At 67.0% G+C, this 25,629-nt stretch carries 21 protein-coding genes; 3 read left to right on the top strand and 18 right to left on the bottom strand.

The window, feature by feature from the left end:
- Nucleotides 1-17 precede the first annotated feature (17 nt).
- The 8 genes from AC1EJR_RS14375 to phaC all read right to left on the bottom strand — a co-directional run bounded on the left by AC1EJR_RS14375 (nucleotide 18) and on the right by phaC (nucleotide 9,677).
- The gene (locus tag AC1EJR_RS14375) at nucleotides 18-1,229 is read right to left on the bottom strand and encodes a cystathionine beta-lyase (RefSeq protein ID WP_092292946.1); all 1,212 of its coding nucleotides are present in this window, start codon (nucleotides 1,227-1,229) and stop codon (nucleotides 18-20) included.
- A gap of 88 nt (nucleotides 1,230-1,317) precedes the next feature.
- Nucleotides 1,318-1,920, bottom strand: coding sequence for a hypothetical protein (locus AC1EJR_RS14370; protein ID WP_092292944.1), 603 nt, complete (start codon nucleotides 1,918-1,920; stop codon nucleotides 1,318-1,320).
- Between the two features lie 32 nt (nucleotides 1,921-1,952).
- Nucleotides 1,953-3,137, bottom strand: coding sequence for a beta-ketothiolase BktB (bktB, locus tag AC1EJR_RS14365; RefSeq protein WP_477147252.1), 1,185 nt, complete (start codon nucleotides 3,135-3,137; stop codon nucleotides 1,953-1,955).
- A gap of 103 nt (nucleotides 3,138-3,240) precedes the next feature.
- Entirely contained in the window at nucleotides 3,241-4,632 is a 1,392-nt protein-coding gene (gene rimO / locus AC1EJR_RS14360; protein ID WP_477147251.1) for a 30S ribosomal protein S12 methylthiotransferase RimO, read from the bottom strand.
- A gap of 128 nt (nucleotides 4,633-4,760) precedes the next feature.
- A complete protein-coding gene (gene phaR, locus AC1EJR_RS14355) occupies nucleotides 4,761-5,312 on the bottom strand; it encodes a polyhydroxyalkanoate synthesis repressor PhaR (RefSeq protein WP_092292938.1) in 552 nt (183 codons plus the stop codon).
- Nucleotides 5,313-5,643: 331 nt separating this feature from the next.
- Complete coding sequence (locus tag AC1EJR_RS14350) at nucleotides 5,644-6,384, bottom strand: 3-ketoacyl-ACP reductase (RefSeq protein WP_477147250.1); 741 nt, start codon at nucleotides 6,382-6,384, stop codon at nucleotides 5,644-5,646.
- Nucleotides 6,385-6,522: 138 nt separating this feature from the next.
- Nucleotides 6,523-7,704 carry an acetyl-CoA C-acetyltransferase gene (locus tag AC1EJR_RS14345; protein ID WP_092292934.1) on the bottom strand — a complete coding sequence of 394 codons (1,182 nt, stop codon included), beginning with the start codon at nucleotides 7,702-7,704 and terminating at the stop codon, nucleotides 6,523-6,525.
- An 83-nt stretch (nucleotides 7,705-7,787) separates the two neighbouring features.
- Nucleotides 7,788-9,677: a class I poly(R)-hydroxyalkanoic acid synthase gene (phaC, locus tag AC1EJR_RS14340; RefSeq protein WP_092292932.1), complete on the bottom strand. Its 1,890-nt coding sequence runs from the start codon at nucleotides 9,675-9,677 to the stop codon at nucleotides 7,788-7,790.
- A 378-nt stretch (nucleotides 9,678-10,055) separates the two neighbouring features.
- Here phaC and AC1EJR_RS14335 point away from each other — a divergent pair, with 378 nt between their 5' ends.
- Nucleotides 10,056-10,295 (top strand): hypothetical protein, encoded by a 240-nt coding sequence (locus AC1EJR_RS14335; protein ID WP_092292930.1) that lies wholly within the window; start codon nucleotides 10,056-10,058, stop codon nucleotides 10,293-10,295.
- Here the strand turns inward: AC1EJR_RS14335 and pgeF are convergent.
- Both pgeF and AC1EJR_RS14325 read right to left on the bottom strand, forming a co-directional pair.
- Nucleotides 10,284-11,096 carry a peptidoglycan editing factor PgeF gene (pgeF, locus tag AC1EJR_RS14330; protein ID WP_092292928.1) on the bottom strand — a complete coding sequence of 271 codons (813 nt, stop codon included), beginning with the start codon at nucleotides 11,094-11,096 and terminating at the stop codon, nucleotides 10,284-10,286. The two genes, AC1EJR_RS14335 and pgeF, sit on opposite strands and share 12 nt — an antisense overlap.
- Nucleotides 11,086-12,312: an RluA family pseudouridine synthase gene (locus tag AC1EJR_RS14325; protein ID WP_477147249.1), complete on the bottom strand. Its 1,227-nt coding sequence runs from the start codon at nucleotides 12,310-12,312 to the stop codon at nucleotides 11,086-11,088. Before AC1EJR_RS14325 ends, pgeF begins: the two co-directional genes overlap by 11 nt.
- 17 nt (nucleotides 12,313-12,329) lie before the next feature.
- Between AC1EJR_RS14325 and AC1EJR_RS14320 the strand changes: the two genes are divergently transcribed.
- Entirely contained in the window at nucleotides 12,330-13,160 is an 831-nt protein-coding gene (locus AC1EJR_RS14320; protein WP_092292926.1) for an outer membrane protein assembly factor BamD, read from the top strand.
- Nucleotides 13,161-13,214: 54 nt separating this feature from the next.
- Here the strand turns inward: AC1EJR_RS14320 and AC1EJR_RS14315 are convergent, their stop codons facing one another.
- The 3 genes from AC1EJR_RS14315 to AC1EJR_RS14305 are packed head-to-tail and all read right to left on the bottom strand — an operon-like array spanning nucleotide 13,215 to nucleotide 16,457.
- Complete coding sequence (locus AC1EJR_RS14315) at nucleotides 13,215-15,428, bottom strand: ATP-dependent DNA helicase (RefSeq protein ID WP_477147248.1); 2,214 nt, start codon at nucleotides 15,426-15,428, stop codon at nucleotides 13,215-13,217.
- A 48-nt stretch (nucleotides 15,429-15,476) separates the two neighbouring features.
- The gene (locus AC1EJR_RS14310) at nucleotides 15,477-15,680 is read right to left on the bottom strand and encodes a DUF465 domain-containing protein (protein ID WP_092292923.1); all 204 of its coding nucleotides are present in this window, start codon (nucleotides 15,678-15,680) and stop codon (nucleotides 15,477-15,479) included.
- A 57-nt stretch (nucleotides 15,681-15,737) separates the two neighbouring features.
- Complete coding sequence (locus AC1EJR_RS14305) at nucleotides 15,738-16,457, bottom strand: hypothetical protein (protein ID WP_092292921.1); 720 nt, start codon at nucleotides 16,455-16,457, stop codon at nucleotides 15,738-15,740.
- Nucleotides 16,458-16,702: 245 nt separating this feature from the next.
- On the opposite strand from AC1EJR_RS14305, the gene AC1EJR_RS14300 reads away from it, so the two are divergent.
- Nucleotides 16,703-19,081: a Tex family protein gene (locus AC1EJR_RS14300; protein WP_092292919.1), complete on the top strand. Its 2,379-nt coding sequence runs from the start codon at nucleotides 16,703-16,705 to the stop codon at nucleotides 19,079-19,081.
- Between the two features lie 53 nt (nucleotides 19,082-19,134).
- Here the strand turns inward: AC1EJR_RS14300 and AC1EJR_RS14295 are convergent, their stop codons facing one another.
- From AC1EJR_RS14295 to AC1EJR_RS14275, 5 genes are all read right to left on the bottom strand, one after another.
- On the bottom strand, nucleotides 19,135-20,727 hold the full coding sequence (locus AC1EJR_RS14295; RefSeq protein ID WP_477112953.1) for a hypothetical protein: 1,593 nt from the start codon (nucleotides 20,725-20,727) through the stop codon (nucleotides 19,135-19,137).
- Between the two features lie 93 nt (nucleotides 20,728-20,820).
- Nucleotides 20,821-22,719 carry a potassium transporter Kup gene (locus AC1EJR_RS14290; RefSeq protein ID WP_092292915.1) on the bottom strand — a complete coding sequence of 633 codons (1,899 nt, stop codon included), beginning with the start codon at nucleotides 22,717-22,719 and terminating at the stop codon, nucleotides 20,821-20,823.
- A gap of 347 nt (nucleotides 22,720-23,066) precedes the next feature.
- Nucleotides 23,067-23,789 carry a branched-chain amino acid ABC transporter ATP-binding protein gene (locus AC1EJR_RS14285; protein ID WP_441591149.1) on the bottom strand — a complete coding sequence of 241 codons (723 nt, stop codon included), beginning with the start codon at nucleotides 23,787-23,789 and terminating at the stop codon, nucleotides 23,067-23,069.
- On the bottom strand, nucleotides 23,786-24,553 hold the full coding sequence (locus AC1EJR_RS14280) for an ABC transporter ATP-binding protein (RefSeq protein ID WP_092292911.1): 768 nt from the start codon (nucleotides 24,551-24,553) through the stop codon (nucleotides 23,786-23,788). The genes AC1EJR_RS14285 and AC1EJR_RS14280 overlap by 4 nt, the downstream gene beginning before the upstream one ends.
- Nucleotides 24,550-25,626, bottom strand: a complete 1,077-nt coding sequence (locus tag AC1EJR_RS14275; RefSeq protein ID WP_454756956.1) for a branched-chain amino acid ABC transporter permease — start codon at nucleotides 25,624-25,626, stop codon at nucleotides 24,550-24,552. Before AC1EJR_RS14275 ends, AC1EJR_RS14280 begins: the two co-directional genes overlap by 4 nt.
- Between the last annotated feature and the right edge of the window lie 3 nt (nucleotides 25,627-25,629).

Genomic DNA, 25,629 nt, shown 5'->3' with positions numbered 1-25,629 from the left:
GCCTTCTGCTTCCCTCTTCAGCGCAGGTGCTTTTCCATCGCCTGTTTCAGGTCCGCGATCAGATCGCGTGAATCTTCCAGGCCGATGTAGAGCCGCACCAGCTCCCCCGCATTTTCCCAGCCAGCCGGCGGCCACGTGCCCGCCGGGCGCATGCCCTCCACGTGGTACGGCACGGCCAGGCTGTGCGCCCCGCCCCACGACCAGCCAATCGCATACAGCTTCAGCGCCTCGACGAAGGCATCCACCTGCTCGCGCCCAAAACGGCTGTGCAGGATGATCGAGAACAGCCCGCTCGCGCCGGTGAAGTCACGCCGCCATTCGGCATGGCCGGGGCAATCGGGCAGCGCGGGATGCAGCACGCGGGTCACCTCGGGCCGCTTGGTCAGCCATTCGGCAATCTCGCGTGCGGCGCGGTCGTGCGCGGCCAGCCGCACCGGCATGCTCGCCATGCCGCGCAGGACCAGGAAGCAGTCATCGGCGGACACGCCCCAGCCCATCACCATGCGCGTGCGCTTGAGGCGGTTGTGGAGCGATTCGTCGGCCGTGATCACGGCGCCCATCAGCACGTCGCTGCCGCCCGACTGGTACTTGGTCAGCGCCTGCACCGAGACGTCGATGCCCTTCGCGAACGGCTGGAAGTAGACCCCCGCCGACCATGTGTTGTCGATGGCCGTCAGCACGCCGCGCGCCTTGGCCGCTGCGACGATGGCCTCGGTATCGGGCACCTCCATCGTCACCGAGCCCGGCGACTCGAGCCAGATCAGCTTGGTGTTCGGCTGGATCATCGAGGCGATACTGGCACCCGCCATCGGATGGTAGTAGCGCACGCTCACGCCGAATTCGCGGGCCAGCCACTCGCCATGGTCGCGATTGGGGCCGTAGACGTTGTCCGGCACGAGCACATCGTCGCCCGACTTCAGGAACGCGAAATAGACCAGCGAGATGGCGCCCATGCCAGACGGCAGCAGCAGGGTCTGCCGGCCTCCTTCGATCTGGGCGAGTTGCTGGCACAGCGCCTCGCTGGTGGGCGTGGCGTGCAGGCCGTAGCGCCAGTACGTCTTGGTGGGGTCGCCATAGGCGCGCAATTCGTCCAGATTGCGGAAGACCACGGTCGAGCCGCGATAGGTCGGCGTGGAAAACGAATCAAAGCCCGGCGCGATATCGAGTTCGGGCTGGACGGCGAGCGTCTGGAGATAGCGGGAGGCGTCGGATTGGGAATGGTCGGACACGGCGAGTTCCTCGTTTTGCGGGAGGTCGGATCAGACGTCCGAGCTTACCAGCAAATGCCGGGGTGGCCGAGGGGCCACCACGCCGATGTCAGCGCGAGTTGCCGATCGAGATCGAGGATTTCGGCACGAGCGGCGCGTAGGTGACGCCGCTGCTGGGCCGCATGTCGAACGGCGGAATGACGAGATAACCGCCGAGCGGGCGGATGAAGAACGGCAGCACGATGGCCGGGTTGAAGGCGTCGGTCCAGGTGCCGCTCACCGCGCCATTCTGGTCGATACGGCCTTCCCAGTTGCCCGAGACACGCGTGCCGTCATCGGACTCTTCCATCAGGAAGGCGCCTTCGTTCCATTCGCCGGACAGCAGGCGCACACCGCCCTTGCCGTCGCCGGACGCGTATTCGCCCTGCAGGCTGTCGCGGGTGTCGGTCTTGGCGCCCACGCGCAGCCGCACTTGTTTGTCGCCGACGTTGCCGACGTAGACCGGGAACTTCGCGTACTCGGAGCGCGGCGCCAGCGAGCCGACCGGGCCCGAAGACAACGACGTCCCGCGCCGGGCTTCCCCAGCGCGGATCGCGTCATTGATGCCGAGACTGCCCTGCCCACCCGTCGACAACGACTCGCCGCCAGCCGCCTGGGCGGCCAGCGGGACGAACACCGCAAACGCGGCCACAACGGTCAGGCGGAAAGGCATCGGACGCAGCAAGGCAAACCCCGGATCAGGACTCAGATACGCTCAAAGATAGCAGCAATGCCCTGGCCACCGCCAATGCACATCGTCACGAGCGCATAGCGGCCCTGCACGCGTTGCAGTTCGTGCACGGCCTTGACGGTGATCAGTGCGCCGGTGGCACCGATCGGATGGCCCAGCGAGATGCCCGAGCCGTTCGGGTTGACCTTGGCCGGATCGAGGCCGAGCGCCTTGGTCACCGCGCACGCCTGGGCGGCGAAGGCTTCGTTGGCCTCGATCACATCGAGATCCTTGACCGTCAGGCCGGCGCGTTCGAGCGCGATCCTGGTGGCCGGCACCGGGCCGATACCCATGGTCTTCGGGTCCACACCGGCGTGGCCGTAGGACACCAGGCGCGCCAGCGGCTTCAGGCCGCGGCGCTCGGCTTCGGCGCGCTCCATCAGCACCACGGCGGCGGCCGCGTCGTTCAGGCCGGACGCATTGCCAGCCGTCACCGTGCCGTTTTCCTTGACGAAGACCGGCTTGAGCTTGGTCATGTCGTCGATGGTGGCGTCGTGGCGCACGTGCTCGTCGGTGTCGAACACGACATCGCCCTTGCGCGACTTCAGCGTGACGGGAACGATCTGGTCCTTGAAATGGCCGGCCTTGATKGCGGCGGACGCGCGGCKGTGCKACTCCAGCGCCGCCTCGTCCTGCTGGGCGCGCGAGATGTCGTACTCCTTGGCCACGTTCTCGGCCGTCACGCCCATGTGGATGGCGTGGAACGGGTCGTGCAGCGCGCCGAGCATCATGTCGACGAGCTTGGCATCGCCCATGCGCGCGCCCCAGCGCGCCATCGGCGCCAGGTACGGCGCGCGGCTCATGCTCTCCGCGCCACCGCCGATGGCCACGTCGGCATCGCCGAGCAGAATGGTCTGGGCAGCGCTGATGATGGCTTGCAGGCCCGAGCCGCAGAGACGGTTCACGGTCAGCGCGGGGGCGTTGATCGACACCCCGCCGTTCACGGCCGCCACGCGGCCCAGGTACATGTCCTTGGGTTCGGTCTGGATCACATTGCCGAATACCACGTGACCGACGTCATCGCCGGACACATTGGCGCGGGCCAGCGCCTCGCGCACGACCAGCGCGCCCAAATCGGTCGGGGCCAGGTCCTTCAGGCTGCCGCCGAAGGTGCCAACTGCGGTGCGCACACCGCTGACAACCACCACTTCACGCGTCATGTCTTGTCTCCATGAGTTCATGTTGCGGCGCACAGTATAGTCCCGGCCACCCCAAAACGAACGACCGTACTTTTACCTAATGTCCCGGACCCGGCAGTGATCTTTAGACCACTTCACCCCACAGGTCGTGACCATCGGCACCGGTGATCTTCACGTGGACGAAGTCGCCGGTCTTGTAGCGTTGCGAGGGCTTCGCGGCCGGGTCGATATAGACCAGACCGTCGATCTCGGGCGCATCGGCCGACGACCGACCCACGCCGCCATCCTGGTTCACTTCGTCCACCAGCACGCGCAGCGTTTGGCCAACCTTGCGCTGCAGGCGGCGTGCGGAAACTTCCTCGGCCACTTCCATGAAGCGCGCGCGGCGCTCCTCACGCACGGCGTCCGGCAGCGCGCCGGGCAGGTTGTTGGCGGTGGCGCCGTCCACGGGCGAGTAGGCGAAGCAGCCCACGCGGTCCAGTTCGGCTTCGGCGATGAAGTCCAGCAGCGTCTGGAACTCTTCCTCGGTCTCGCCCGGGAAACCGGCGATGAACGTGCTGCGGATGGTCAGCTCGGGGCAGATCTCGCGCCAGGCGCGGATGCGATCGAGCGTCTTTTCGGCATTGGCCGGGCGCTTCATGCGCTTGAGCACGTCCGGGTGGGCATGCTGGAGCGGCACGTCCAGGTACGGCAGCACGTTGCCCTGCGACATCAGCGGAATAATCTCATCCACGTGCGGATAGGGGTACACGTAGTGCAGGCGCACCCAGGCACCGTACTGGCTGGCCAGCTCGCCCAGCGCGCCGACCAGTTCGGTCATGCGGGTCTTGAGCGGACGGCCGTTCCAGAAACCGGTGCGGTACTTCACGTCCACGCCATAGGCGCTGGTGTCCTGCGAGATCACCAGCAGTTCCTTGACGCCCGACTTGAACAGGTTTTCCGCCTCCAGCATCACTTCCGCCACCGGACGCGATACCAGATCGCCCCGCATCGACGGGATGATGCAGAACGAGCAGCGGTGATTGCAGCCCTCGGAGATCTTCAGGTAGGCGTAGTGCTTGGGCGTCAGCTTGATGCCGGCCGGCGGCACGAGGTCCGTGAACGGATCGTGCGGCTTGGGCAGGTGCGTGTGGACGGCCTGCATGACCTCGCCCAGCGCATGCGGGCCGGTCACGGCCAGCACCTTCGGGTGGACCGACGAGACGATGTCATGCCCGGCCGCATCCTTCTTGGCCCCCAGGCAGCCGGTGACGATGACCTTGCCGTTCTCGGTCAGGGCCTCGCCGATGGCGTCCAGGCTCTCCTGCACGGCTTCGTCGATGAAGCCACAGGTGTTGACCACGACCAGATCGGCATCGTTATAGGTACCGCTGATCGCGTAGCCTTCGGCACGCAGCTGGGTCAGGATCTGCTCGGAATCCACGAGCGCTTTCGGACAGCCCAGGCTGACAAACCCCACGCGGGGCGAATTGGCTACGCCGGYCGCGTAAGCCGTTGATTTTTCGTCACTTTTCACTTGTACTTCCTGACTGCATCTTGTGGGGGCCGGCGCAAGGCCGAAGGTGGGGCCTCATTCCAGGCGCGCGCGGCGATGGGGGGGAATCCGGATGGCCGGCGGTGCCGGCTCAGGTGTCTCGCGGTGGCTTACTTCTTTTCCTGCTGGTTGAACGGGAACGTGCCGAACATGTTCTTGGCCTGGCTCTGCATCTGTTCCTGCATCTGCACGAACAGATTCTTGCTCTGCTCGATGTAGTTGCTCATCATCCCTTGCATCATCGGGCCCTGCATGTTCATGAACTGCGACCACATGTCCGGGCTGAACGCTTCGCCCGAGTAGAGGCCCTTCGAGTTCTCGGCCAGCTTGTTCTGGATGTCGATGAACGCCTGGATGTTCTTTTCCAGGTAGGTGCCCATCATGCCCTGCATGGCATGGCCGTAGAAGCGGATGATCTGCGACAGCATGGGGCTCGAGAACATCGGCACGCCGCCGGTTTCCTCTTCCAGAATGATCTGCAGCAGGATGCTGCGCGTCAGTTCATCGCCGGACTTGGCGTCCACGACCTTGAATTCCTCGGAATCCATGACCAGCTGCTTGACGTCCGCGAGCGTAATGTAGGTGCTGGTCTGCGTGTCGTAGAGCCGGCGATTCGGGTATTTCTTGATCAGTCGCTCTGCGCCTTTTTTGGTCGTGGCCATCGGTGCTCTATCCTTTGTCGTCGCTGATGCAGGGGGTGCGCATCTGCTGCTGCGCGCTGCTGCACCGCATGCGATGCACTGCGCAATTGGGGGCGCCCGCGCCGCGCTCTAGTTTGGTGCCGGGGGCGCCGCTGACCTGATTCTATGCTCAAGAAAGCACTAAGAAAAGCCACCCCGATTAAGGAAAACCCGCAGCATCGTATGCAAAACGGGCCGTCCTGGCAGCCAGGCGGCCCGTTTTCCGAGGTGCGCCGTGGCACGCTTCCGGCCTGCTGCAGCGCGCTCGGTGCGCCGCAGCAGGCCGGCCGCGCGCCGCGCAGCCAGCGGTCGGTCAGCCCATGTGCAGGCCGCCGTTGAGCGAGAAGTCGGCGCCCGTGGAGAAGCCCGATTCGTCCGAAGCCAGCCACGCGCAGATCGACGCGATTTCCTCCGGCAGACCCAGGCGCTTGACCGGAATCGTCGCCACGATMTTGTCCAGCACATCCTGGCGGATGGACTTGACCATGTCCGTGGCGATATAGCCCGGCGACACCGTGTTGACCGTCACGCCCTTGGTGGCCACTTCCTGCGCCAGCGCCATGGTGAAGCCGTGCAGGCCGGCCTTGGCCGTCGAGTAGTTGGTCTGACCGAACTGGCMCTTCTGCCCGTTCACCGACGAGATATTGACGATGCGGCCCCAGCCGCGGTCCGCCATGCCGTCGATGACCTGCTTGGTCACGTTGAACAGCGACGTCAGGTTGGTGTCGATCACCGCGTCCCAGTCGGCACGCGTCATCTTGCGGAACACCACGTCGCGGGTGATGCCGGCATTGTTGACCAGCACGTCCACCTCGCCGACATCGGCCTTGACCTTGTCGAAGGCGGTCCTGGTCGAATCCCAGTCGGCCACGTTGCCCTCGGACGCCACGAACTCGAAGCCGAGCGCGCGCTGCTGTTCGAGCCACTTCTCGCGGCGCGGCGAATTCGGGCCGCAGCCCGCCACCACCTTGTAGCCGTCACGGGCCAGGCGCTGGCAAATGGCGGTTCCGATGCCGCCCATGCCGCCGGTCACATATGCAATGCGCTGAGTCATATCCACTCCTGTTGGCTCGCTGATCGATGCAAGGGCACCGATCTCTGTTATAGACGCCGACGGCCAAAACCATGTCTCCTGCCGCCGGCTACCCCTCAGTGCAACTCAAATACTCGTTTTCGGCCAGATCGGTCTGACTTAGTTCCGTTCCACGGCCAGTGCCACGCCCATGCCGCCGCCGATGCACAGCGAGGCCAGGCCCTTCTTGGCGTCGCGGCGCTTCATTTCGTGCAGCAGCGTCACCAGGATGCGGCAGCCGGACGCGCCGATCGGATGGCCGATGGCGATGGCGCCGCCGTTGACGTTGATCTTCGACTGGTCCCAGCCCATCTGCTGGTGCACGGCCAGCGCCTGCGCGGCGAAGGCTTCGTTKATTTCCATCAGGTCCAGGTCCTTGACTTCCCAGCCGGCGCGCGACAGGCAGCGCTTGCTGGCCGGCACCGGGCCCATGCCCATCACGGCCGGGTCCACGCCGGCGTTGGCGTAGGCCTTGATGGTGGCCAGCGGGGTCAGGCCCAGCTCCTTGGCCTTGGCGGCCGACATCACCACCACGGCGGCGGCGCCGTCGTTGAGGCCAGAGGCGTTGGCGGCGGTCACCGTGCCGGCCTTGTCGAAGGCGGGCTTCAGGCCGGACAGGCTGTCCAGCGTGGCGCCCTGGCGCACGAATTCGTCGGTCTTGAACGCCACCGGGTCACCCTTGCGCTGCGGAATCAGCACCGGCACGATTTCCTCGTCGAACCGGCCGGCCTTCTGGGCGGCCTCGGCCTTGTTCTGGGAGCCCACGGCGAACTCGTCCTGCGCCTCGCGCGTGATGCCGTACTCCTTGGCGACGTTCTCGGCCGTGATGCCCATGTGGTACTGGTTGTACACGTCCCACAGGCCGTCGACGATCATCGAGTCGACCAGCTTGGTATCGCCCATGCGGAAGCCGTCGCGCGAGCCGGGCAGCACGTGCGGCGCGGCGCTCATGTTTTCCATGCCGCCGGCCACGACGATCTCCGCCTCGCCGGCGATGATGGCGTTGGCGGCCAGCATCACGGCCTTCAGGCCGGAGCCGCACACCTTGTTGATGGTCATGGCCGGCACCATGTCCGGCAGGCCGGCCTTGCGCGAGGCCTGGCGCGCCGGGTTCTGGCCGGCGGCAGCCGTCAGCACCTGACCCATGATGACTTCGCTCACCTGGTCCGGCTTCACGCCGGCGCGCTCGAGCGCGGCCTTGATGACGAGGGCGCCCAGCTCCGGTGCCGGGATCTTGGCCAGCGAGCCGCCAAACTTGCCAACTGCGGTGCGGGCTGCGGAAACGATGACGATGTCGGTCATTTGAAGTCCTTTCGAGATAGCGTGAAKCCAATCGGTACGAAACCCCGGGCCGGTCCCACGGAACCGGCCCCGGCGGAAAACGTTCAGGCGCGCTGCTTGACGTAGCGGCCCGGTGCGGGTTCGATGGCCCGGTAATGGGCGTTGCCATAGTCGGCCGGCGCGGCGCGCTTGGCGCCGGCCTGCTTGCCGAGCCAGGCCATCCAGTCCGGCCACCAGCTGCCGGGCTTTTCCTCGGCGCCGGCCAGCCATTCCTGGGCCGAGCCGGGCAGCGCCTCGTTGATCCAGTGGCTGCGCTTCTTCTTGGCCGGCGGGTTGATCACGCCGGCGATATGGCCGGACGCGCCAAGCACGAAGCGCAGCTTGTTCTTCAGCAGGCCGGTGGAAGCGAAGGCAGACGTCCACGGCACGATGTGGTCCTCGCGCGAGCCATAGATATAGGTCGGCACGTCGATATCGCCCAGGTCCAGCGGCGCGTTGCAGACGCTCAGCTTGCCGGGCACCTTCAGTTCGTCCTGCAGATACATATGGCGCAGGTACCAGCAGTACCACGGGCCGGGCAGGTTGGTCGCGTCGCCGTTCCAGAACAGCAGGTCGAACGGTACCGGCGTGTTGCCCTTGAGGTAGTTGTCGACCACGTAGTTCCAGACCAGATCGTTCGGCCGCAGGAACGAGAACGTGTTGGCCAGCTCCACGCCGCGCAGCAGCGCGCACGGGGCCCCGGCAGCGCCGCCGATGGTGGCCTCGCGCAGTTGCACGTGCGGTTCGTCGACGAATACGTCCAGGATGCCGGTGTCGGTGAAGTCGAGCAGCGCGGTCAGCAGCGTCAGGCTGGCCACCGGGCGCTCGCCGCGCGCGGCCAGCACGGCCAATGCCGTGGCGACGATGGTGCCGCCCACGCAGAAGCCGAGCACGTTGATCTTGTCCTGCCCGCTGATGTCCCGTGCCACCTCGATCGCGCGGATGGCCGCGTGCTCGATGTAGTCGTCCCAGGTGCGCTCGGCCATCGACGCATCGGGGTTGCGCCACGACACCAGGAAGACCGTGTGGCCCTGCTCCACCACGTAGCGGACCAGCGAGCTTTCGGGCTGCAGGTCGAGGATGTAGAACTTGTTGATGCACGGCGGCACCAGCAGCAGCGGCCGGGCGTGGACCTTGTCGGTCAGCGGCTTGTACTGGAGCAGCTGGAAATATTCGTTCTCATAGACCACCGCGCCCTCGGTCACGGCCACGTTGCGGCCCACCTCGAAGGCGGTGTCGTCGGTCTGGGAGATCTTGCCCCGGGTCAGATCCCCGAGCATGTTGCGCATGCCGGTGCGCAGCGATTCGCCGCCCGATTCGATCAGGCGCTGCTGGGCGTCCGGATTGGTGGCGAGGAAGTTGGCGGGCGACATCGCGTCCACCCACTGCGACACCGCGAAGCGGATGCGCTGGCGGGTCTTGGCGTCGGCCTCCACGGCGTCGGCCAGCTCGGTCATCGTGCGGGCGGTCAGCAGGTAAAACGCGGCGGCGTAGCGGTACGGCGCGTTGTTGCGCCAGGCCGCGCTGGCGAAGCGGCGATCGGACAGCCGCTGACTGGCGGCCTCGGCATCGCCGTTGCTGTTGCCACCGGCTGCGCCGTTCGGCACGGCAGCCGCGCCCATTTCACGCCAGAGTTCGGAGAAGTCTTTMAGGTAGCGTTCCTGGATCTGAGCCAGCAACGTCGGCGGGATCTTCAGGCCGGCGCCTGCCGGGCCCTGGAATGCACCCTGGAACGCCTTGGCAAATGCATCGCCGCCGGGAAAGCCCGGGAACGCGCCGGGCACGCCGTTCGGCATGCCTGACGGAAAACCGGGCGGCAGCTTGCCGTTGATTTCAGGAGCCCACTGACGGGACCATTCCAGCCATGCAGCTGGATCGAATGGCCCCGGCGCAAACTGAAACGGTTGGGACTTGTCTTCCGCGCTGGAAGCTGCCGCACCTTTGCCGGTCGCCATGATGTATTCGTCTCTCTGCCGTCGTGATGGGTAGACGGGCTCGGGGTAACTGTCTCCCGACCCGCCCCGATTCCGGGTTGCGCCTCTGGATGATCTGGTCACCCAGACCGGGACGCCGCATTGGCGGCGCCAGGTCATACGCTATGCTTGCCGGCGAAACCCTGGAGAACTTCCTCGGTTCCGATACATTTGAAGGCATTGTTGCCTTGCAATGTAGACGCTGTCAATGCGGAATTCCGCATTGCGAACGCGCGTGCGGGAAACGCATCCCCGACCTACCGGACGGTAAGCCTGACGCGGGTTCGCGGGCAGTCCGAGGACCATTTCCGGCTGCCACGTGACGCCACCGTACTTTTAACAGATAGAGATGAACGCCTGATGTATATCGTCGCAATCGGCTGGATCTACGTGGCCCTGATGATGTCGATTACCGAGACGAACCTCGTGGCCGGGGTCGCCACGTTCCTGTGCTACGGCGTGGCGCCGGTATCGATCATCATCTACATCATGGGAACGCCCGGCCGGCGGCGCCGGCGCCAGGCGCGCGAGGCGGCCGAACAGGCGGCCGGGCAAGCCGGGCCGAAGCCCGTCGAGGAAGCGGAAGGGTCAGGCCGCTAGCCAGACCAGCGTGGCCATGCGACCCGTGGTGCGGTCGCGGCGGTAGGAGTAGAAACGCGCGGCGTCGGCCACGGTGCAGGCATCGCCGCCGTAGACCCGCGTGCAGCCGGCGCGCGCCAGCCGCGTACGCGCCAGCGCGTACAGATCGGCCCAGTACTTGCCCGGCGCGCCGGGGCGGAACGCCGCCTCGATGGCCGGCCGCTCCGCTTCGCGGGCCTGGGCCAGGAATGCTTCCCGAACCTCGGCGCCCACTTCGAATGCCGATGGGCCGATGGCCGGGCCCAGCCACGCCAGCCATTCCGAACCGGGGCCGGCCTGCGCGGCCATGCGCGCCAGGGTGGCCTCGATCACGCCGTCGCAGAGCCCGCGCCAGCCGGCATGGGCGGCACCGACCACCGTACCCGCCGCATCGCACAGCAACACCGGCAGGCAGTCCGCCGTCATGATCGCGCAGACGTGGCCGGGAGTGGTGGCGATGCTGGCGTCGGCACGCGGCACACCGCCCTCCCCGTCTTCCACTCCGTCTTCCACCCCGTCGGCGGTCGCCACGGCGCAGCCATGCACCTGTTCGAGCCAGCGCGGCATGGCAGGCAGATGCGCCGCCAGCCGGGCACGGTTCTCCGCCACGGCGGACGGGTCGTCCCCCACATGCGTACCGAGATTGAGCCCGCGCGGGCTGCCATCGGCCAGCCCGTAGGGGCCGACGCTCACGCCACCCTGCCGGGTCGTGGACAGCGCCCGCACGCGGGCCGGCGCCGGCCAGTCCGGCACGATCCAGCCGGGTTGCCGCTCAAGCGTCATCGTCATCCCTTACGTAGATGATCTCGACGTCATGGTCGTCATCGTCGTCGAAGTCGTCATCGTCGTCCTCGACCGGCCGCGCGGCGTAGCCTTCAAAGTCGAGCGCCTCGATCAGGTCCAGCATGTCCTCGGGCGGCTCAACCTCCCACGACACCTTGCGCCCGCTCTCCGGATGCACCAGTCCCAGCTTGCACGCATGCAGCGCCTGGCGCTCGAACGGCACCGGCAGCGTCACGCGGATGGCCGGGCGCTGGCCGCGCTTGGTGGCCTTGTGATAGACCGGGTCGCCCACGAGCGGATGGCCGATCGACTCKAAATGCACGCGAATCTGGTGCGTGCGGCCGGTTTCGAGCTGGCACATCACCATCGACACCTTGCCGCGGCCCAGCGGCACCGTGCCCAGCGTCTTGAAGTGCGTACGCGACGGCTTGCCGCTATTCGTATGGACGATGGCCATGCGCGTGCGCTCGCGCGGGTCACGGGCGATGGGGGCGTCGATGGTGCCCTCGTCCGGCGTCTCGCCCCAGACCAGCGCGAGGTAGGTGCGCTTGACGGTCCGGGCGGCCAGCTGGCGCACGAGGTCGGTCTGCGCGGTAAGCGTACGGGCGACGACCATCAGGCCCGAGGTTTCCTTGTCCAGCCGATGCACGATGCCGGCGCGCGGCAGCCGCCCCGCGGCCGGGTCGCGGTGCAGCAGGCCGTTTAGCACCGTGCCGCTCCAGTTGCCGGCGGCCGGATGCACGACCAGCCCGGCCTGCTTGTTGATGACGAGTAGCGTGGCGTCCTCGAAGACCACGTCCAGCGGCACGTCCTCGGCCGTGAAGGCGAGCGACTCGGGCGCGACCTGCGGCTGGATCTCGATCTGCTGGCCCATCTGGACCGATGCCTTGGCGCGGCTCGGCTCGCCATCCACCCGCACGGCGCCTTCCTCGATCCATTGCTGGATGCGGCTACGGGAGAATTCGCTGAAATGCCGCGCGAGCAGCTTGTCCAACCGCTCGCCATGTGCAGCACTATCCACTTCAAGGTACAAAGGCGGCTGGTCCGGCGCGGTGGCCGGCGTGGCCATCACCGCGCCGCCGTCTTCGCTGACATCGCCGAGATCGTCGTTGAAATCATCGGTGTCCAGCGGGGAATCGACATCCGCCGGGGAATCGTTCGCCGGACCGTTTTCGGCCTTAGGGCTTGGGCTATAATGCTTGACGCTATTTTTCATCCGGAACAGGTTGCCCAATGCAATTGCAGAGCATGAAACGCGCGAACTGGCGCGCGAGAGTTGGAGCGATTTTGCTCGCAGGCGGCTGCCTCATGCTGTCTGCATGCGGCCTGCTTGGCGACCAACCCGACGAAACGGCCGGCTGGTCGGCGAACAAATTATATTCGGAAGCCAAGGATGCGCTGGATGGCGGCGACTATACACGTGCCGTCAAGCTCTATGAAAAGCTGGAAGGCCGCTACCCGTTCGGCCGCTACGCCCAGCAGGCGCAGATCGACACCGCGTTCGCCAACTACAAGGATGGCGAGACCGCCGCCGCGCTGGCCGCCGTCGACCGCTTCATCCAGCTCCACCCGAGCCATCCCAACATCGATTACGCCTACTACCTCAAGGGCCTGATCAACTTCAACGACAACCTTGGCTGGCTGGGCCGCTTCTCCGGCCAGGACCTGAGCGAGCGCGATCCCAAGGCCGCGCGTGCCGCCTACGACGCTTTCCAGATCCTGATCACGCGCTACCCGGACAGCAAGTACGCGCCGGACGCGACGCTGCGGATGCAGTACATCGTCAACGCGCTGGCCCAGCATGAAGTGCATGCCGCCCGCTATTACTATCGCCGTGGCGCCTACCTGGCGGCCGTGAACCGGGCCCAGCAGGCACTGAAGGACTACGACGGCGCGCCGGCCAACGAGGAAGCGCTGTACATCATGGTCCGCTCGTACGATTCGCTYGGCATGAAGGATCTGCGCGACGACGCGGCCCGCGTGATGGAGCGCAACTATCCGAACAGCGACTTCGTCAAGTACGGCTCGCGCCGGAAAGACAAGTCCTGGTGGGAAGTGTTCTGAGCCTCGCCCGCAGGTAAAAAAAGCCCGACGAATCGTCGGTCTTTTTTTTGGCGCTTATTCGTCCGCTGGCTCGTCTGCCGGCTCGTCCGCCGGCGCCGGCTCGGCCTTGCGCAGACCCTCCAGGAAGCGGATGACGGTGTCTGCCTCCCGCGTGCGCGTGAACGGCGGCAGGCTCTGCCAGATCTGGCGGCCGTAGGGCTTCTCCACGAGCCGGGTATCGCAGATCGCCAGCACGCCCCGGTCGGACTCGGAACGGATCAGCCGCCCGGCGCCCTGCTTCAGCGTGATAACCGCGTGCGGCAACTGGTGCACGGCAAACGGGCTCAGGCCCTTCTTCTGCAGGACCTCCATCCGGGCGGCCAGCACCGGGTCGTCGGGCGGGGCGAACGGCAGCTTGTCGATGATGACCAGCGACAGCGCCTCGCCGCGTACATCCACCCCCTCCCAGAAGCTCTGGCTGCCGACCAGCACCGCGTTGCCGAGTTGCCGGAAGCGATCCAGCAGTTCGGTCCGGCTCGCCTGCCCCTGCACCAGCAGCGGCAGGTTGAGCCCGCGCTCGGCAAACAGCTCGTACAGCATGTCCGATGCCTTCTGCACCGCGCGCAGCGTGGTACAGAGCAGGAAGGTGCGGCCGCCCGCGGCCTCGATCAGCGGCAGGGCCTCATGGACCACCGCTTCGGTGAACTGGGGCGACTGCGGCGCCGGCATGTTGCGCRGCACGTAGAGCAGGCCCTGCTTCGCGTAGTCGAACGGGCTCGGCAGCGTCAGCGACCGCTCCTTGTCCAGCCCGAGCTGGGCCGCGTAGTGGGTGAAGTTGCCCTTCACGGACAGCGTGGCCGAGGTAAAGACCCAGGCGCGCGGTTGGCCCTCGCGCTGGCGCGTGAAGATCGGCGCGATGGACAGCGGCGTGCGATGCAGTTGCACGGTATGCGAGAACACCTCGACCCAGCGCACGGTTTCCGGGCCCAGGGACACCGGCGCGGGCGGCGGCGTGCTTTCGCTCCCGCCATCGCCCTCATCTTCCGCCGGCGCAGCCGGGGCCGGAGCGGGCGCCACTCGGTCGTCGCGCCAGGCGGCCAGCCGCTGGGCCAGTTCCACCGCCCGGCGGTGGCATTGTTCGAGCGACTCCGCGCGTTCGGCCTGGCTCTCTAGTGCTTCGACGAAATCGGACAGCGCACTGTCCAGCGCGTCGAGGGTCTCGAAGAACGGCTCGCGCGTGCGCGGATCGGATTCGATCTGGCCCAGCGCCAGCCGCAAATTGTCTCTGCCGAAGGCCAGCCGCAGGTCACGCGCCGCTCGCTCCAGCGGGCCGCCCAGCGCCACCCAGTCCACGGCATCGCGTGCATGGGAGAGCCCTTCCGCCACGGTATCGCGCGCCAGTTCCAGCAACTGGCTGGTGGAGAGCGTCTCGCCGAAGAACAGCGTCGCGGTTTCCGGCAACTGGTGGGCTTCGTCGAAGATCACCGTGTTGGCGGCGGGTAGCAATTCGGCCATGCCGGTGTCGCGCAGCACCACATCGGCAAAGAACAGGTGATGGTTCACCACCACCACGTCGGCCTGCTGCGCCTCCTTGCGGGCGCGCATCACGAAGCATTCCTTGTACTGCGGGCACTCGCTGCCCAGGCAATTGTCGCGCGTGGAGGTCACAAGTTGCCAGACCGGCGCGTTTTCGGGCACGGCAGCCAGTTCGGCCTTGTCGCCCGAGGTCGTGGTCTTGGCGAAGCGGGCGATATCCCGCAGCCACGCCGCGTCCTGCTTCGACGCCAGCCGGCCGTTTGCCTGCGCGCGCTCGAGGTGGTAGTGGCACAGGTAGTTGGCGCGCCCCTTGAGCAGCGAGACCGAGATCGGCACGTTCAACGCCTTGCGCACCGTGGGAATGTCGCGCAGGTACAGCTGGTCCTGGAGGTTCTTGGTGCCCGTGGACAGGATCACCTTGCCGCCCCACAGCATGGCCGGGACGAGGTAGGCGAAAGTCTTGCCTGTGCCCGTGCCCGCCTCGACGATCACCGAGTCGTTCTGGGCGATGGCACCCGCCACGGCCTCGGCCATCTTCTGCTGCGACGCGCGCGGCCGGTAGCCGGGAATGCCGGTGGCCAGCGTGCCGGTATCGGCGAAGATCGTCGCCAGTTGCGCCGCCTGCGTAGCCGCCTGGTTGGCCGATGCGGCGGCCACCGCCTCGTTCAGCGAGGTGTGGTCGTCCTGCGGCAGCGCTTCAGGGGATGGCGTTTCGGCGGATTCGGGAAGCGCGTCGTCGGTCGGTTCAGACAAAATGAGTTTTCTGCAAAGGCGTGGCGCGCGGGGGGCGCCTGCGGGAATTCAGGCCGGTACGTCCGGCTCGAGCTGAAGCTGCAACAGCGTGATGGCGTCCTTGAGCTTGAGCCGGCGCTTCTTGAGCCGGCGCAGCTGCAGTTCGTCGTGGGCGGCGTCCTCGGACAGGTGATCGATCAGGAAATCGAGATCGCGATGCTCGATTTGCAGTTCGATGATCTGCCGCGCCAGTGTGTTGAGATTCTCATCCATGTAGCGGCTCCCCGTGGATCGTCCGGCCTGCGCCGACAGCCTGGGCTGTCACGCCGGTCAGAACCCGAACGGGCTCGGGGTGGAACCCTGGCCCTGCTTTTTCTTTTCCTCGGCATTGGCGCGGCGCTCGTCCAGGTCCTTCTGGCGCTGGGCGGCGTCCGCCTGCTTCTGCTGGTAGGCCCGCGTGTTTTCCTGTCGCTGGCGGGCCTGGTCGGCGCCCTTCTGCTTCGCCTCGTTCATCTTGGCGTCGAAGTCGGACTGCTTCTGGTTGTACTTTTCGGCGTTGGCGGCGCGCTGGGGCGCGTCGGCGCCCTGCTGGGCGTCGCGCAGCGCCTGTTCCTGCTGCTTGCGGTCGTAGGAGGCACGGCTGGCGGCCTCGTTGGCGGCGCGGCCCGGCTGGCCGGCCTCGTACTCGGCCTGGCGCAGCGCCTGTTCGCGGTCGCGCTCGGCGGCCTTCCAGGCACGTTCGGCGTCGCCCACTTCCAGCTCCTTGGCGCGCAGCACGTGGAGTTCATCGCGCTGCACGTCCTTGGCCTTGTCGATGCAGCTGTTCACGAGGAACTTGCCGTAGCAGGCGCGCTCGGCCTCCGCAAAGCGGTAATTGGTCCACGCGCGGGAGTCGCCAATCGCCTTGCGCTCGGCCTCGAAGTCGCGCGGGGGCGGATTCTTGGTCTGCGCCAGAGCCGGTGCGGCCAGCAACAGGGCGGCGCACATTGCGGCAAGGACGGGGGTGGAGACGAGATGGGCCACGGCGGCCGAACGGGGCTTGACGATCATGGCCGAATTCTAGCATCCGGGGGCCTTGTCAGCCCCACCGGCAAACGTTGCAACATGTGTCCGATCCGGGGCCGGGGTGGGCCCAGGGTGGGGTCCGGGGGAGGCTGGCACGGGGCTGGCGCGGGGTTGGGTGGCCCGCCCGGGCGCGGTGTCGCGGAACAGGCACGTGAAAAGCCGTCTTCCCGTCACCGGCAGCGCCGTGCGCTTGTGGCAAAATGCCCCGCTTTCGACCGACTAGTTTCCCGATGTCCAACTTGCCTGCTTCCGTCTCGCAAAAGATTGTGTCGCTCATCGCGGCAGAACTGTCCGTGCAACCGCGCCAGGTGGCGGCAGCCGTCGCGCTGCTGGACGAAGGCGCCACCGTGCCGTTCATCGCCCGCTACCGCAAGGAAGTGACTGACAACCTGGACGATACGCAGCTGCGTAACCTCGAGGAGCGCCTGCTGTACCTGCGCGACATGGAGGACCGCCGCGCGACGATCCTGGCGTCGATCGAGGAACAGGGCAAGATGACCGACGCGTTGCGCGCCGCCATCGAGGCCGCCGACACCAAGCAGACGCTGGAAGACCTGTACCTGCCGTACAAGCCCAAGCGCCGCACGCGCGCCCAGATCGCCCGCGAATGCGGCCTGGAGCCGCTGGCCCAGGCGCTGCTGGCCGACCCCACGCTGGACCCGCAGGCCGAAGCCGCCAAGTTCGTCAACGGCAACCCCACCGCCGACGGCGGCGTGCCCGACGTCAAGGCCGCGCTGGACGGCGCGCGCGACATCCTCTCCGAACAGTTCGGCGAAACCGCTGAATTGCTAGGCAAGCTGCGCGAGCACCTGTGGAACCACGGCGTGGTCGCCTCCACGGTGATGGAAGGCAAGGAAGGCGCCGAGGAGGAGAAATTCCGCGATTACTACGCCTATAGCGAGACCATCCGCACCGTGCCGTCGCACCGGGCGCTGGCGCTGTTCCGCGGCCGCAACGCGGGCGTGCTGATGGTGAAGCTGGGCCTGGGCGAGGAACAGGACGCGATGGTGCCGCACCCGTGCGAAGGCATGATCGCGCGCCATGTGGGCATCGAGAACCGGAACCGTCCGGCCGACAAGTGGCTGGGCGACGTGTGCCGCTGGTGCTGGCGCGTGAAGGTGCAGCCGCATATCGAGACCGAACTGCTGACGCAACTGCGCGAAACCGCCGAGAACGAGGCCATCAAGATCTTCGGCCGCAATCTGCATGAGCTGCTGCTGGCCGCGCCGGCCGGCCCGAAGTCGGTGATGGGCATCGACCCGGGCATCCGCACCGGCTGCAAGATCGCCGTGGTCGACCATACCGGCAAGCTGCTGGACACCGCCACGATCTACCCGCACGAGCCCCGCCGCGACTGGGAAGGCTCGCTGGCCACGCTGGCCCGCCTAGCGAAACAGCACAACGTGGCGCTGGCCTCCATCGGCAACGGCACGGCCAGCCGCGAGACCGACAAGCTGGTGCAGGACCTGATGAAGCGCGCCCCGGAACTGAAGCTGACCAAGATCGTGGTCAGCGAGGCCGGCGCCTCGGTCTACTCGGCTTCCGAGCTGGCCGCCAAGGAATTCCCGGAGCTTGACGTGTCGCTGCGCGGCGCGGTGTCGATCGCCCGCCGCCTGCAGGACCCGCTGGCCGAACTCGTGAAGATCGATCCGAAGTCGATTGGCGTGGGCCAGTACCAGCACGATGTGAACCAGCGCGAGCTGGCACGCGCGCTGGACGCCGTGGTGGAAGACTGCGTGAACGCCGTGGGCGTGGACGTGAACACCGCCTCGGCCCCGCTGCTGGCCCGCGTGTCGGGCCTGAACACGGTGCTGGCGCGCAATATCGTCGAATTCCGCGATGCCAACGGCGCGTTCCCGAACCGCGATGCGCTCAAGAAGGTGCCGCGCCTGGGCGACAAGACGTTCGAGCAGGCCGCCGGCTTCCTGCGCATCAACACGGGCGACAACCCGCTGGACCGCTCGTCGGTCCACCCGGAGGCGTATCCGGTGGTGCAGCGCATTCTGGATCACATCAAGAAGGGCCTGCCCGACGTGATGGGCAACCGCGACGCGCTGCGCGGCGTGACCGCCCAGCAGTTCACCGACGAGACCTTCGGCCTGCCGACGGTGCGCGACATCCTGACCGAACTCGAGAAGCCGGGCCGCGACCCGCGTCCCGAGTTCAAGACCGCGACGTTCCAGGACGGCGTGGAGGACATCAAGCACCTCCAGCCGGGCATGGTGCTCGAAGGCGTGGTGACCAACGTGGCCGCCTTCGGCGCCTTCGTGGACATCGGCGTGCACCAGGATGGGCTGGTCCACATCTCGGCGCTTTCCACCAAATTCGTGAAAGACGCGCACGAGGTGGTCAAGGCCGGCCAGATCGTCAAGGTCAAGGTGATGGAGGTGGACGTCAAGCGCAACCGCATCGGCCTGACCATGCGTATGGACGACGAGCCGGGCCAGGCCGCGCCCCGCGCCGGTGGCGAACGGAGCGATCACCGCGGCGGCCAGCGCCACGGTGGCCATGGCGGTGGCGGTGGTGGCGGCAAGGGGTTCGGCGGCGGCAAGCGCGAACCCGAAGTGGCCGGCGCCATGGCGGCAGCCTTCGCCAAGCTCAAGCGCTGATCCACCCGGGCGGCCACCCCACACACCGGGCCGGCCGCCCCACCCCCCCCCCCTCACAGCGGATTGATGATCCCGCTGGGCTGCTGGACCCGCGTGGGTCCGATGATGCTGTTGAACAGCAGGTCGCCATCCGGCAGGAACTGCATCACCGCGTAGAAGCCGTTGCCCCAGATCCCGGTTCCGAGGATGGTCTGGTGCACGGTGGCGCCGGTATTCCAGTCCAGCCCCGTCACCACCCATCCCCAGCCGTTCTGGTAGTAGCCGTTCGTGAACACGAGGTTCGAGCCCGCGCTGATGGCGGGCACCATCGAGTTCGACGAAATGTCGCTGCGCGCCCAGCTCGAGGCCCACGCATGGGTCAGCGGGTTCCACGCGAAGCGCTCGACGCCAATCGGCGACGGCAGCAGCGGCCCCCGGATCAGTCCATCCACGATCGCACTCGTCCCGCTTCCGGTACTGCCGTCCGCCGCAGACACGTTGTTGACGACGAAGGCGCCGTAACCGTTCACCGCGACCGACTGGTCGGTCTGGATGGCGTACCCGGCCGGCAAGCCGCAATTCACCTGGATCTGCCCCGCCAGGCGGTTGGTGAAGCCGGCGGGAATCTGGTCGCGCCAGAACGCCAGCAGGCTCATGCGTGTGAGGCCGTCGGTGATGACCACGAGTTTGTCGGGATCGGTGCCGAAGCCCATCAGGGTCGGCGTGCTGCCCGAGCCTGAGCCGAAGATGGTCGGGAAGGTGTCGCCGCTGGGATAGGCGCTGCTCCACGCGCCGTCCGCCGCGTTCTGGGACAGCGCGCTGCCGGTCCAGACGAGTTTTCTCAAGATCTTGTCGGAAACGACATAAATCCCATTGTTCTCGTCGACGGCGGCGGAATTGCTGACGCTCTCGTCCGCGCCGAGCGTGACCGTATGCACCGGCCCCGTGAACGACCGGTCGACAATCGACACGGACCGCGTGCCCAGCACCACCAGCTTGCCGTCATAGGTCATCACCACGCCGGCCAGGTTCTCGCCGGGCTGGAGGAAGGTGGTGGCGTTCAGCGACCGCACCACGCTGATCCCCAGCAGGGGCACGGCCGGCACGTTCAGCGCGAGGGCCAGGATCTGGTTGCCGCTATTGATATAGAGGACGTTGTTGTTGTCCACCACGCCGTAGGCGCTGGGGATGCCGCCGGTGGGCAGCAACTGCGCCACGATGGCCTGGGCCTGGGCCATGGTGCCGATCGGATTGGTCAGCAGGCCGAGCAAGGTGGTCTGCAACGTGGCCGTCGCGCCCGGCAGGAGCGCCCGCGCCACGGGCGTGAAGGCGTCGTTGGCCACCGAGATATAGGTCACGCCCGTCGGCGACACGCCCCACATGTAGTTGGGCGATGTCGACGCGAAGGTCATGATGTTGACCGGCCCGTTCGTCGCCTGGGAAAGCTGCAACGGCGGCGGTGGCGCCACGGTGCGCGAGCCGCCGGTCACCGCATAGGGGAAGGTGTCGCTCTGGGACGAATCGAAATGGGTGATGGCGTAGGTGGGGGCGGCCAGGAAGGGGTTGGGCACTGGCGTGCCCGCGCTGGCGAACTGGCCGACGCCCGTCATCAGGCCGATGGCGACCGCCATCCGGCGCCAGCTGCGTACCGTGCAGAATCTGAACATGAGAGGCTCCCGGGGGCAAAAAGAAACCCGGCCAGCGGGCCCTACTCCGCTGGCCGGGTTCTCATGTATAGGCGAAGCGCCGCCCCGGAGCGGTCAGATTTCGACCTTGGTCCCCAACTCCACCACCCGGTTCGCCGGGATCGAGAAGAAGTCAGACGGCTTGGCGCCGTTCTGATGCATCCACGCGAAGAGACTTTCCCGCCACATCGACATACCCGGCAGTTTGGACGGAATGACCGACTCGCGGGCGATGAAGAACGACGTCTCCATCAGCTCGAAGGACATGCCCAGCTTGCGCTGCGCGAGGTCCAGCACGCGCTGCACGTCCGGGGTCTCCTTGAAGCCGTATTCGGACTTGAGGATGAACACGCCGCCGCCGAGATCCTTGCAGGTCAGGCGATGGTCGTCATCCACGAACGGGATGTCCCGCGTGACAAAGCTCAGGAACACCACGCGCTCGTGCAGCACCCGGTTGTGCTTGAGGTTGTGCAGCAGGGACACCGGCACCGACTCGGTATTGCCGGTCAGGAACACGGCCGTGCCCTCCACGCGGTGCGGCGGGTGCGCCAGCAGGCCGGCGATGAACGGCTCCAGCGGAATGCCGTCCTCCAGGCTGCGCGCGCGCAGCAGCTTGCGGCCGCTGTACCACGTCATCAGCAGGAAGAACGCCACGCTGCCCATCAGCAGCGGGAACCAGCCGCCCTCGGCCACCTTGAGCAGGTTGGCGGCGAAGAAGGTCAGGTCCACCAGCAGGAAGCCACCGGCCAGCAGGGCCACCAGCACCGGGTTCCACTTCCAGACGCTGCGCATCATGAAGGCGGCCAGGAACGAGGTGATCAGCATCGTCGTGGTCACGGCAATGCCGTAGGCCGCGGCCAGGTTTTCCGATTTCTTGAACGAGATCACCACGGCAATCACCAGCACCAGCAGGATCCAGTTGATCACCGGCAGGTAGATCTGGCCGATCTCGGCCGCCGAGGTGTAGCGGATGCGCATGCGCGGCACGAAGCCGAGCTGGATCGCCTGGCTGGTCAGCGAGAACGCGCCGGAGATCACCGCCTGCGAGGCAATCACGGTGGCGCAGGTCGAGAGCAGCACCATCGGAATCAGCAGCGGCTCCGGCACCATCAGGTAGAACGGGTTGACGGCGGCGGCCGGGTTCTGGAGCAGCATCGCGCCCTGGCCGAAGTAGTTCAGCATCAGGCACGGCATGACCAGGATGAACCAGCCGATGCGGATCGGCCGCGCGCCGAAGTGGCCCATATCCACGTAGAGCGCCTCCGCCCCGGTCAGCACCAGGAACACCGCGCCCAGCACGATGAACGCCTGCAGCGAGTGGTCGATCAGGAAATTGACGCCATAGAGCGGGTTCACCGCCGCCAGGATGCCGGGCGCCTGGATCAGGTTGTAGATACCCAGCGCGCCGAGCGTGATGAACCAGATCGTCATGATCGGGCCGAAGAACTTGCCCACGGTGGCGGTGCCGTGCCGCTGGATCAGGAACAGGATGGTCAGGATCACCAGCGTGATCGGGATCACGAAGTGCGATAGCTGCGGCGCGGCAATCTCCAGGCCCTCCACCGCCGAGAGCACCGAGATGGCCGGCGTGATGACCGCATCCCCGTAGAACATGCACGCGCCGAAGATGCCCATCATCATCAGCATGCGGGCCTTGCGCGAGCGCGGCGTGGCGGTGCGTAGCACCAGCGCCATCAGCGCCAGCACGCCGCCTTCGCCATCGTTGTCCGCACGCATCACGAAGACCACGTACTTCAGCGACACCACGATGATCATCGCCCAGAACAGCAGCGAGATGATGCCTAGCGCGGCGTCCGGCGTGAACGGAATGCCGTGCTCCTTGCTGAAGCACTCCTTGAGGGCGTAGAGCGGGCTGGTGCCGATGTCGCCGAAGACGACGCCGATAGCGGCGATGACGAGGGCCCGGGTACTCGGACTCTCGACGAAATAGTGACTGGTTGCGGATTGAGTCATTGTTTTGGGTCTGGTGGACCGGCTTGCGCCTCCCCGGCCATGGATGGCACCCCAGACAATGTGACGTTCTGGGCACGGGTTCTCTCACGCAAGCGGCTCCGGCCGCTCGGGGGCTTAGTGGCCTCTATTGCATTGCACAAACGGGCGCATTCTAGATGAAGTGAACTAATACGACCACTGTGGAAGATGCCCATCGCGGGCTCGGTGACCGATCAAGGATGGGAAAGAAGCGGCGGCGGGTCAAGGCGGATTCGGGCGGATTGGCCCCCGAAGGGTGCGCCGCACCGCGCACCACCGTTGCGGCACGACCACAAAAGAGATCGATGCGTTACTTGATGCAGGACGGTTCAAACGCCRAGGTAGCGGTCGAGCGCAGCCGGCGCGGCGGCCAGATCGGCGGCGGGGCCGGCCAGTACCACCTGCCCCTTCTCCAGCACCACCACGCGGTCCGCATGGGCCAGCACGGCGCGGTAGTTGCGGTCCACCACCACCGAGGCGATGCCGGTGGCCCGCACCGTCTCGATCACGTGCCAGATCTCCCGCACGATTTTCGGCGCCAGACCCTCGGTGGCTTCGTCGAGCACCAGACAGTCCGGGTTGGTCATCAGCGCCCTGCCGATGGACAGCATCTGCTGCTCCCCGCCCGACAACTGCTGCCCGCCATGGGACAGCCGCTCCTTGAGCCGGGGGAACAGGTCCAGCACGCGCGCCTCGTCCCAGTCCTTGCGGCCATGGCAACCCGCCCGCGCCGCCATCAACAAATTTTCCCGGACCGACAGATTCGGAAAAATGCCACGCCCTTCGGGGACGTAGGCGATGCCGAGCCGCGCCACCTCGTGCGGCTGGGCGCGGGACACATCCCGGCCCGCCACGCGGATATCGCCCTCCCGCTGGCGCACATGGCCCAGCAGGGTCCGCAGCAGCGTGCTCTTGCCCATGCCGTTGCGGCCCAGCAGGCCCACGGTCTCGCCTGCGCCGACGTGGAAGTCCACCCCGCGCAGCACATGGCTGGAGCCGTACCAGGCGTTCACGCCGATGGCGTCGATGATGTCCGGCGATGCCGCGCTCATGCGTGGGCCCCTTCTTCTTCCCCGAGGTAGGCCAGCTGCACCGCCTCGTTGGCCCGGATCGCGGCCGGATCGCCGGTGGCGATGACCGCGCCGTTGACCATCACCGTGATGCGGTCGGCTACGGCGAAGACCGCCTCCATATCGTGCTCGACCAGCAGGATCGCGTGGCCGTCGCGCAGGCCGCGCAGCAGGTCCAGCATCCGCGCGGATTCCTCGGCGCCCATGCCGGCCAGCGGCTCGTCCAGCAGCAGCGCCACGGGCTGCGTGGCCAGGCACATCGCCACTTCGAGCTGGCGCTTCTGGCCGTGGGCGAGTTCGCTGGCGAGACGCCCGGCGTGCGCGGCCAGGCCGGCGCGCTCCATGGCTTCGTCGGCCAGCGCGCGGCTGGTGCGGCAGGCCTGCGCCGGCTCCCACAGCCGCCAGGCCCGCTGCGCGCGTGATTGCGCCGCCAGCCGGCAGTTCTCGCGCACGGTCAGCGGCAGGAAGATGTTGTTGCGCTGGTAGCTGCGGCCGATGCCCTGCCGCGCCAGCCGGGGCTGGCTCCAGCCGGTCACGTCCTCGCCCTGCAGCCGCAGGCGGCCGGTGGACGGCGGCAGTTCGCCGGACAGCATATTGATCAGGGTGGATTTGCCGGCGCCGTTGGTGCCGATGACCGCGTGGATCTCGTGCAGGCGCAGCGTCAGGTTCACGCTGTCCACGGCGGTCAGCCCGCCGAAGCGGCGCGTCAGCCCTTCGGCCTGCAACACGGGGATGGCTTCCGTCATACGGCCTCCCGGCTGCGCGCGTGGCTGTCAGCAGCGGCCTCGCCTGCCGCCCCACCATTGCCGCGCCGGCGCGGCGAACGCTGGCGCAGCACGGCCGGCACGCTGACCAGCCCGCGCGGCAGCAACGCCACGGCCACGATGATGAAGCCGCCCATCAGCAGTTGCCAGTGCTTGGTCAGCGTGCTGAACCATTCGGCCAGCAGCACGAACGAGAACGCGCCCAGCACCGCGCCGGCCAGGCTGCCCACGCCGCCCAGGATCACCATCAGCATGGCATTGCCCGACTGGTGCCACGAGGCGATTTCCGGGTTCACGAAGCCGAACTGGATGGCGTAGAGATAGCCCGCCAGCCCCGCGAACACGCCACCGGCCACGAACGCGCCGAGCTGGTAGCGATAGGTGGCATAGCCGGCCGCCCGCATGCGCTGCTCGTTATGACGGATGCCGACCAGCGCGTGGCCGAAGCGCGAGCGCAGCAGCACCGCCAGCGCCACCACCGTCAGCACCAGCGCCACCAGCACCAGCCAGTAGAAGTTCACCGGGTCGTTGACGGTCAGCGGCCGGTCCCGCAGCAGGCTGAATTCGGGCCGGAAGTAGATATAGGTGCCATCGCTGCCGCCGGCGATCTTCGTATCGTGGAACACGAAATAGACCATCTGGGCGAAGGCCAGCGTAACCATGATGAAGTACACGCCGCGCGTACGCAGCACCAGCGCCCCCACCACCAGCGCCAGCGCCCCCGCAGCGCCCAGCGCGCCCAGCAGCAGCAGCCAGCCGTTGCCGGCCCCGCCCTCGGGCGCGAGCATGGCCGTGGCATAGGCCGCCACGGCGAAGTAGGCGGCATGGCCCAGGCTCACCAGCCCGGTGTAGCCAATCAGCAGCTGGAGCGAGAGCGCGAAGATCGCCATGATCATCACCTTGCTCAGCAGCTCGATATAGAACTTGTGGCTGTCGGCGGTCAGCAGCAGCGGCGCCACGGCCAGCACGGCCAGCGCCACGAGCCAGCCCAGCGCCGCCAGCCAGGGCGGCCGGCGCACGTCTTGCAGCGGGGGAGCGGAGAGAGTCGGTTTCATCGA

It is taken from the genome of Cupriavidus sp. 05T42 (genome assembly GCF_056396345.1).
The sequence above is the reverse complement of the archived record's forward strand: the minus strand, read 5'-3'. Positions and strand labels throughout refer to the sequence as shown.

Excerpts from the sequence above, each read along its gene's own strand:
- AC1EJR_RS14300 (WP_092292919.1), top strand. The coding sequence starts at position 16,703 with ATGTCCAACTTGCCTGCTTCCGTCTCGCAAAAGATTGTGTCGCTCATC.
- pgeF (WP_092292928.1), bottom strand. The coding sequence starts at position 11,096 with ATGACGCTTGAGCGGCAACCCGGCTGGATCGTGCCGGACTGGCCGGCG.
- phaR (WP_092292938.1), bottom strand. The coding sequence starts at position 5,312 with ATGGCCACGACCAAAAAAGGCGCAGAGCGACTGATCAAGAAATACCCG.
- AC1EJR_RS14305 (WP_092292921.1), bottom strand. The coding sequence starts at position 16,457 with ATGATCGTCAAGCCCCGTTCGGCCGCCGTGGCCCATCTCGTCTCCACC.
- AC1EJR_RS14295 (WP_477112953.1), bottom strand. The coding sequence starts at position 20,727 with ATGTTCAGATTCTGCACGGTACGCAGCTGGCGCCGGATGGCGGTCGCC.
- AC1EJR_RS14370 (WP_092292944.1), bottom strand. The coding sequence starts at position 1,920 with ATGCCTTTCCGCCTGACCGTTGTGGCCGCGTTTGCGGTGTTCGTCCCG.
- AC1EJR_RS14280 (WP_092292911.1), bottom strand. The coding sequence starts at position 24,553 with ATGACGGAAGCCATCCCCGTGTTGCAGGCCGAAGGGCTGACGCGCCGC.
- AC1EJR_RS14335 (WP_092292930.1), top strand. The coding sequence starts at position 10,056 with ATGTATATCGTCGCAATCGGCTGGATCTACGTGGCCCTGATGATGTCG.
- AC1EJR_RS14275 (WP_454756956.1), bottom strand. The coding sequence starts at position 25,626 with ATGAAACCGACTCTCTCCGCTCCCCCGCTGCAAGACGTGCGCCGGCCG.
- AC1EJR_RS14310 (WP_092292923.1), bottom strand. The coding sequence starts at position 15,680 with ATGGATGAGAATCTCAACACACTGGCGCGGCAGATCATCGAACTGCAA.
- AC1EJR_RS14290 (WP_092292915.1), bottom strand. The coding sequence starts at position 22,719 with ATGACTCAATCCGCAACCAGTCACTATTTCGTCGAGAGTCCGAGTACC.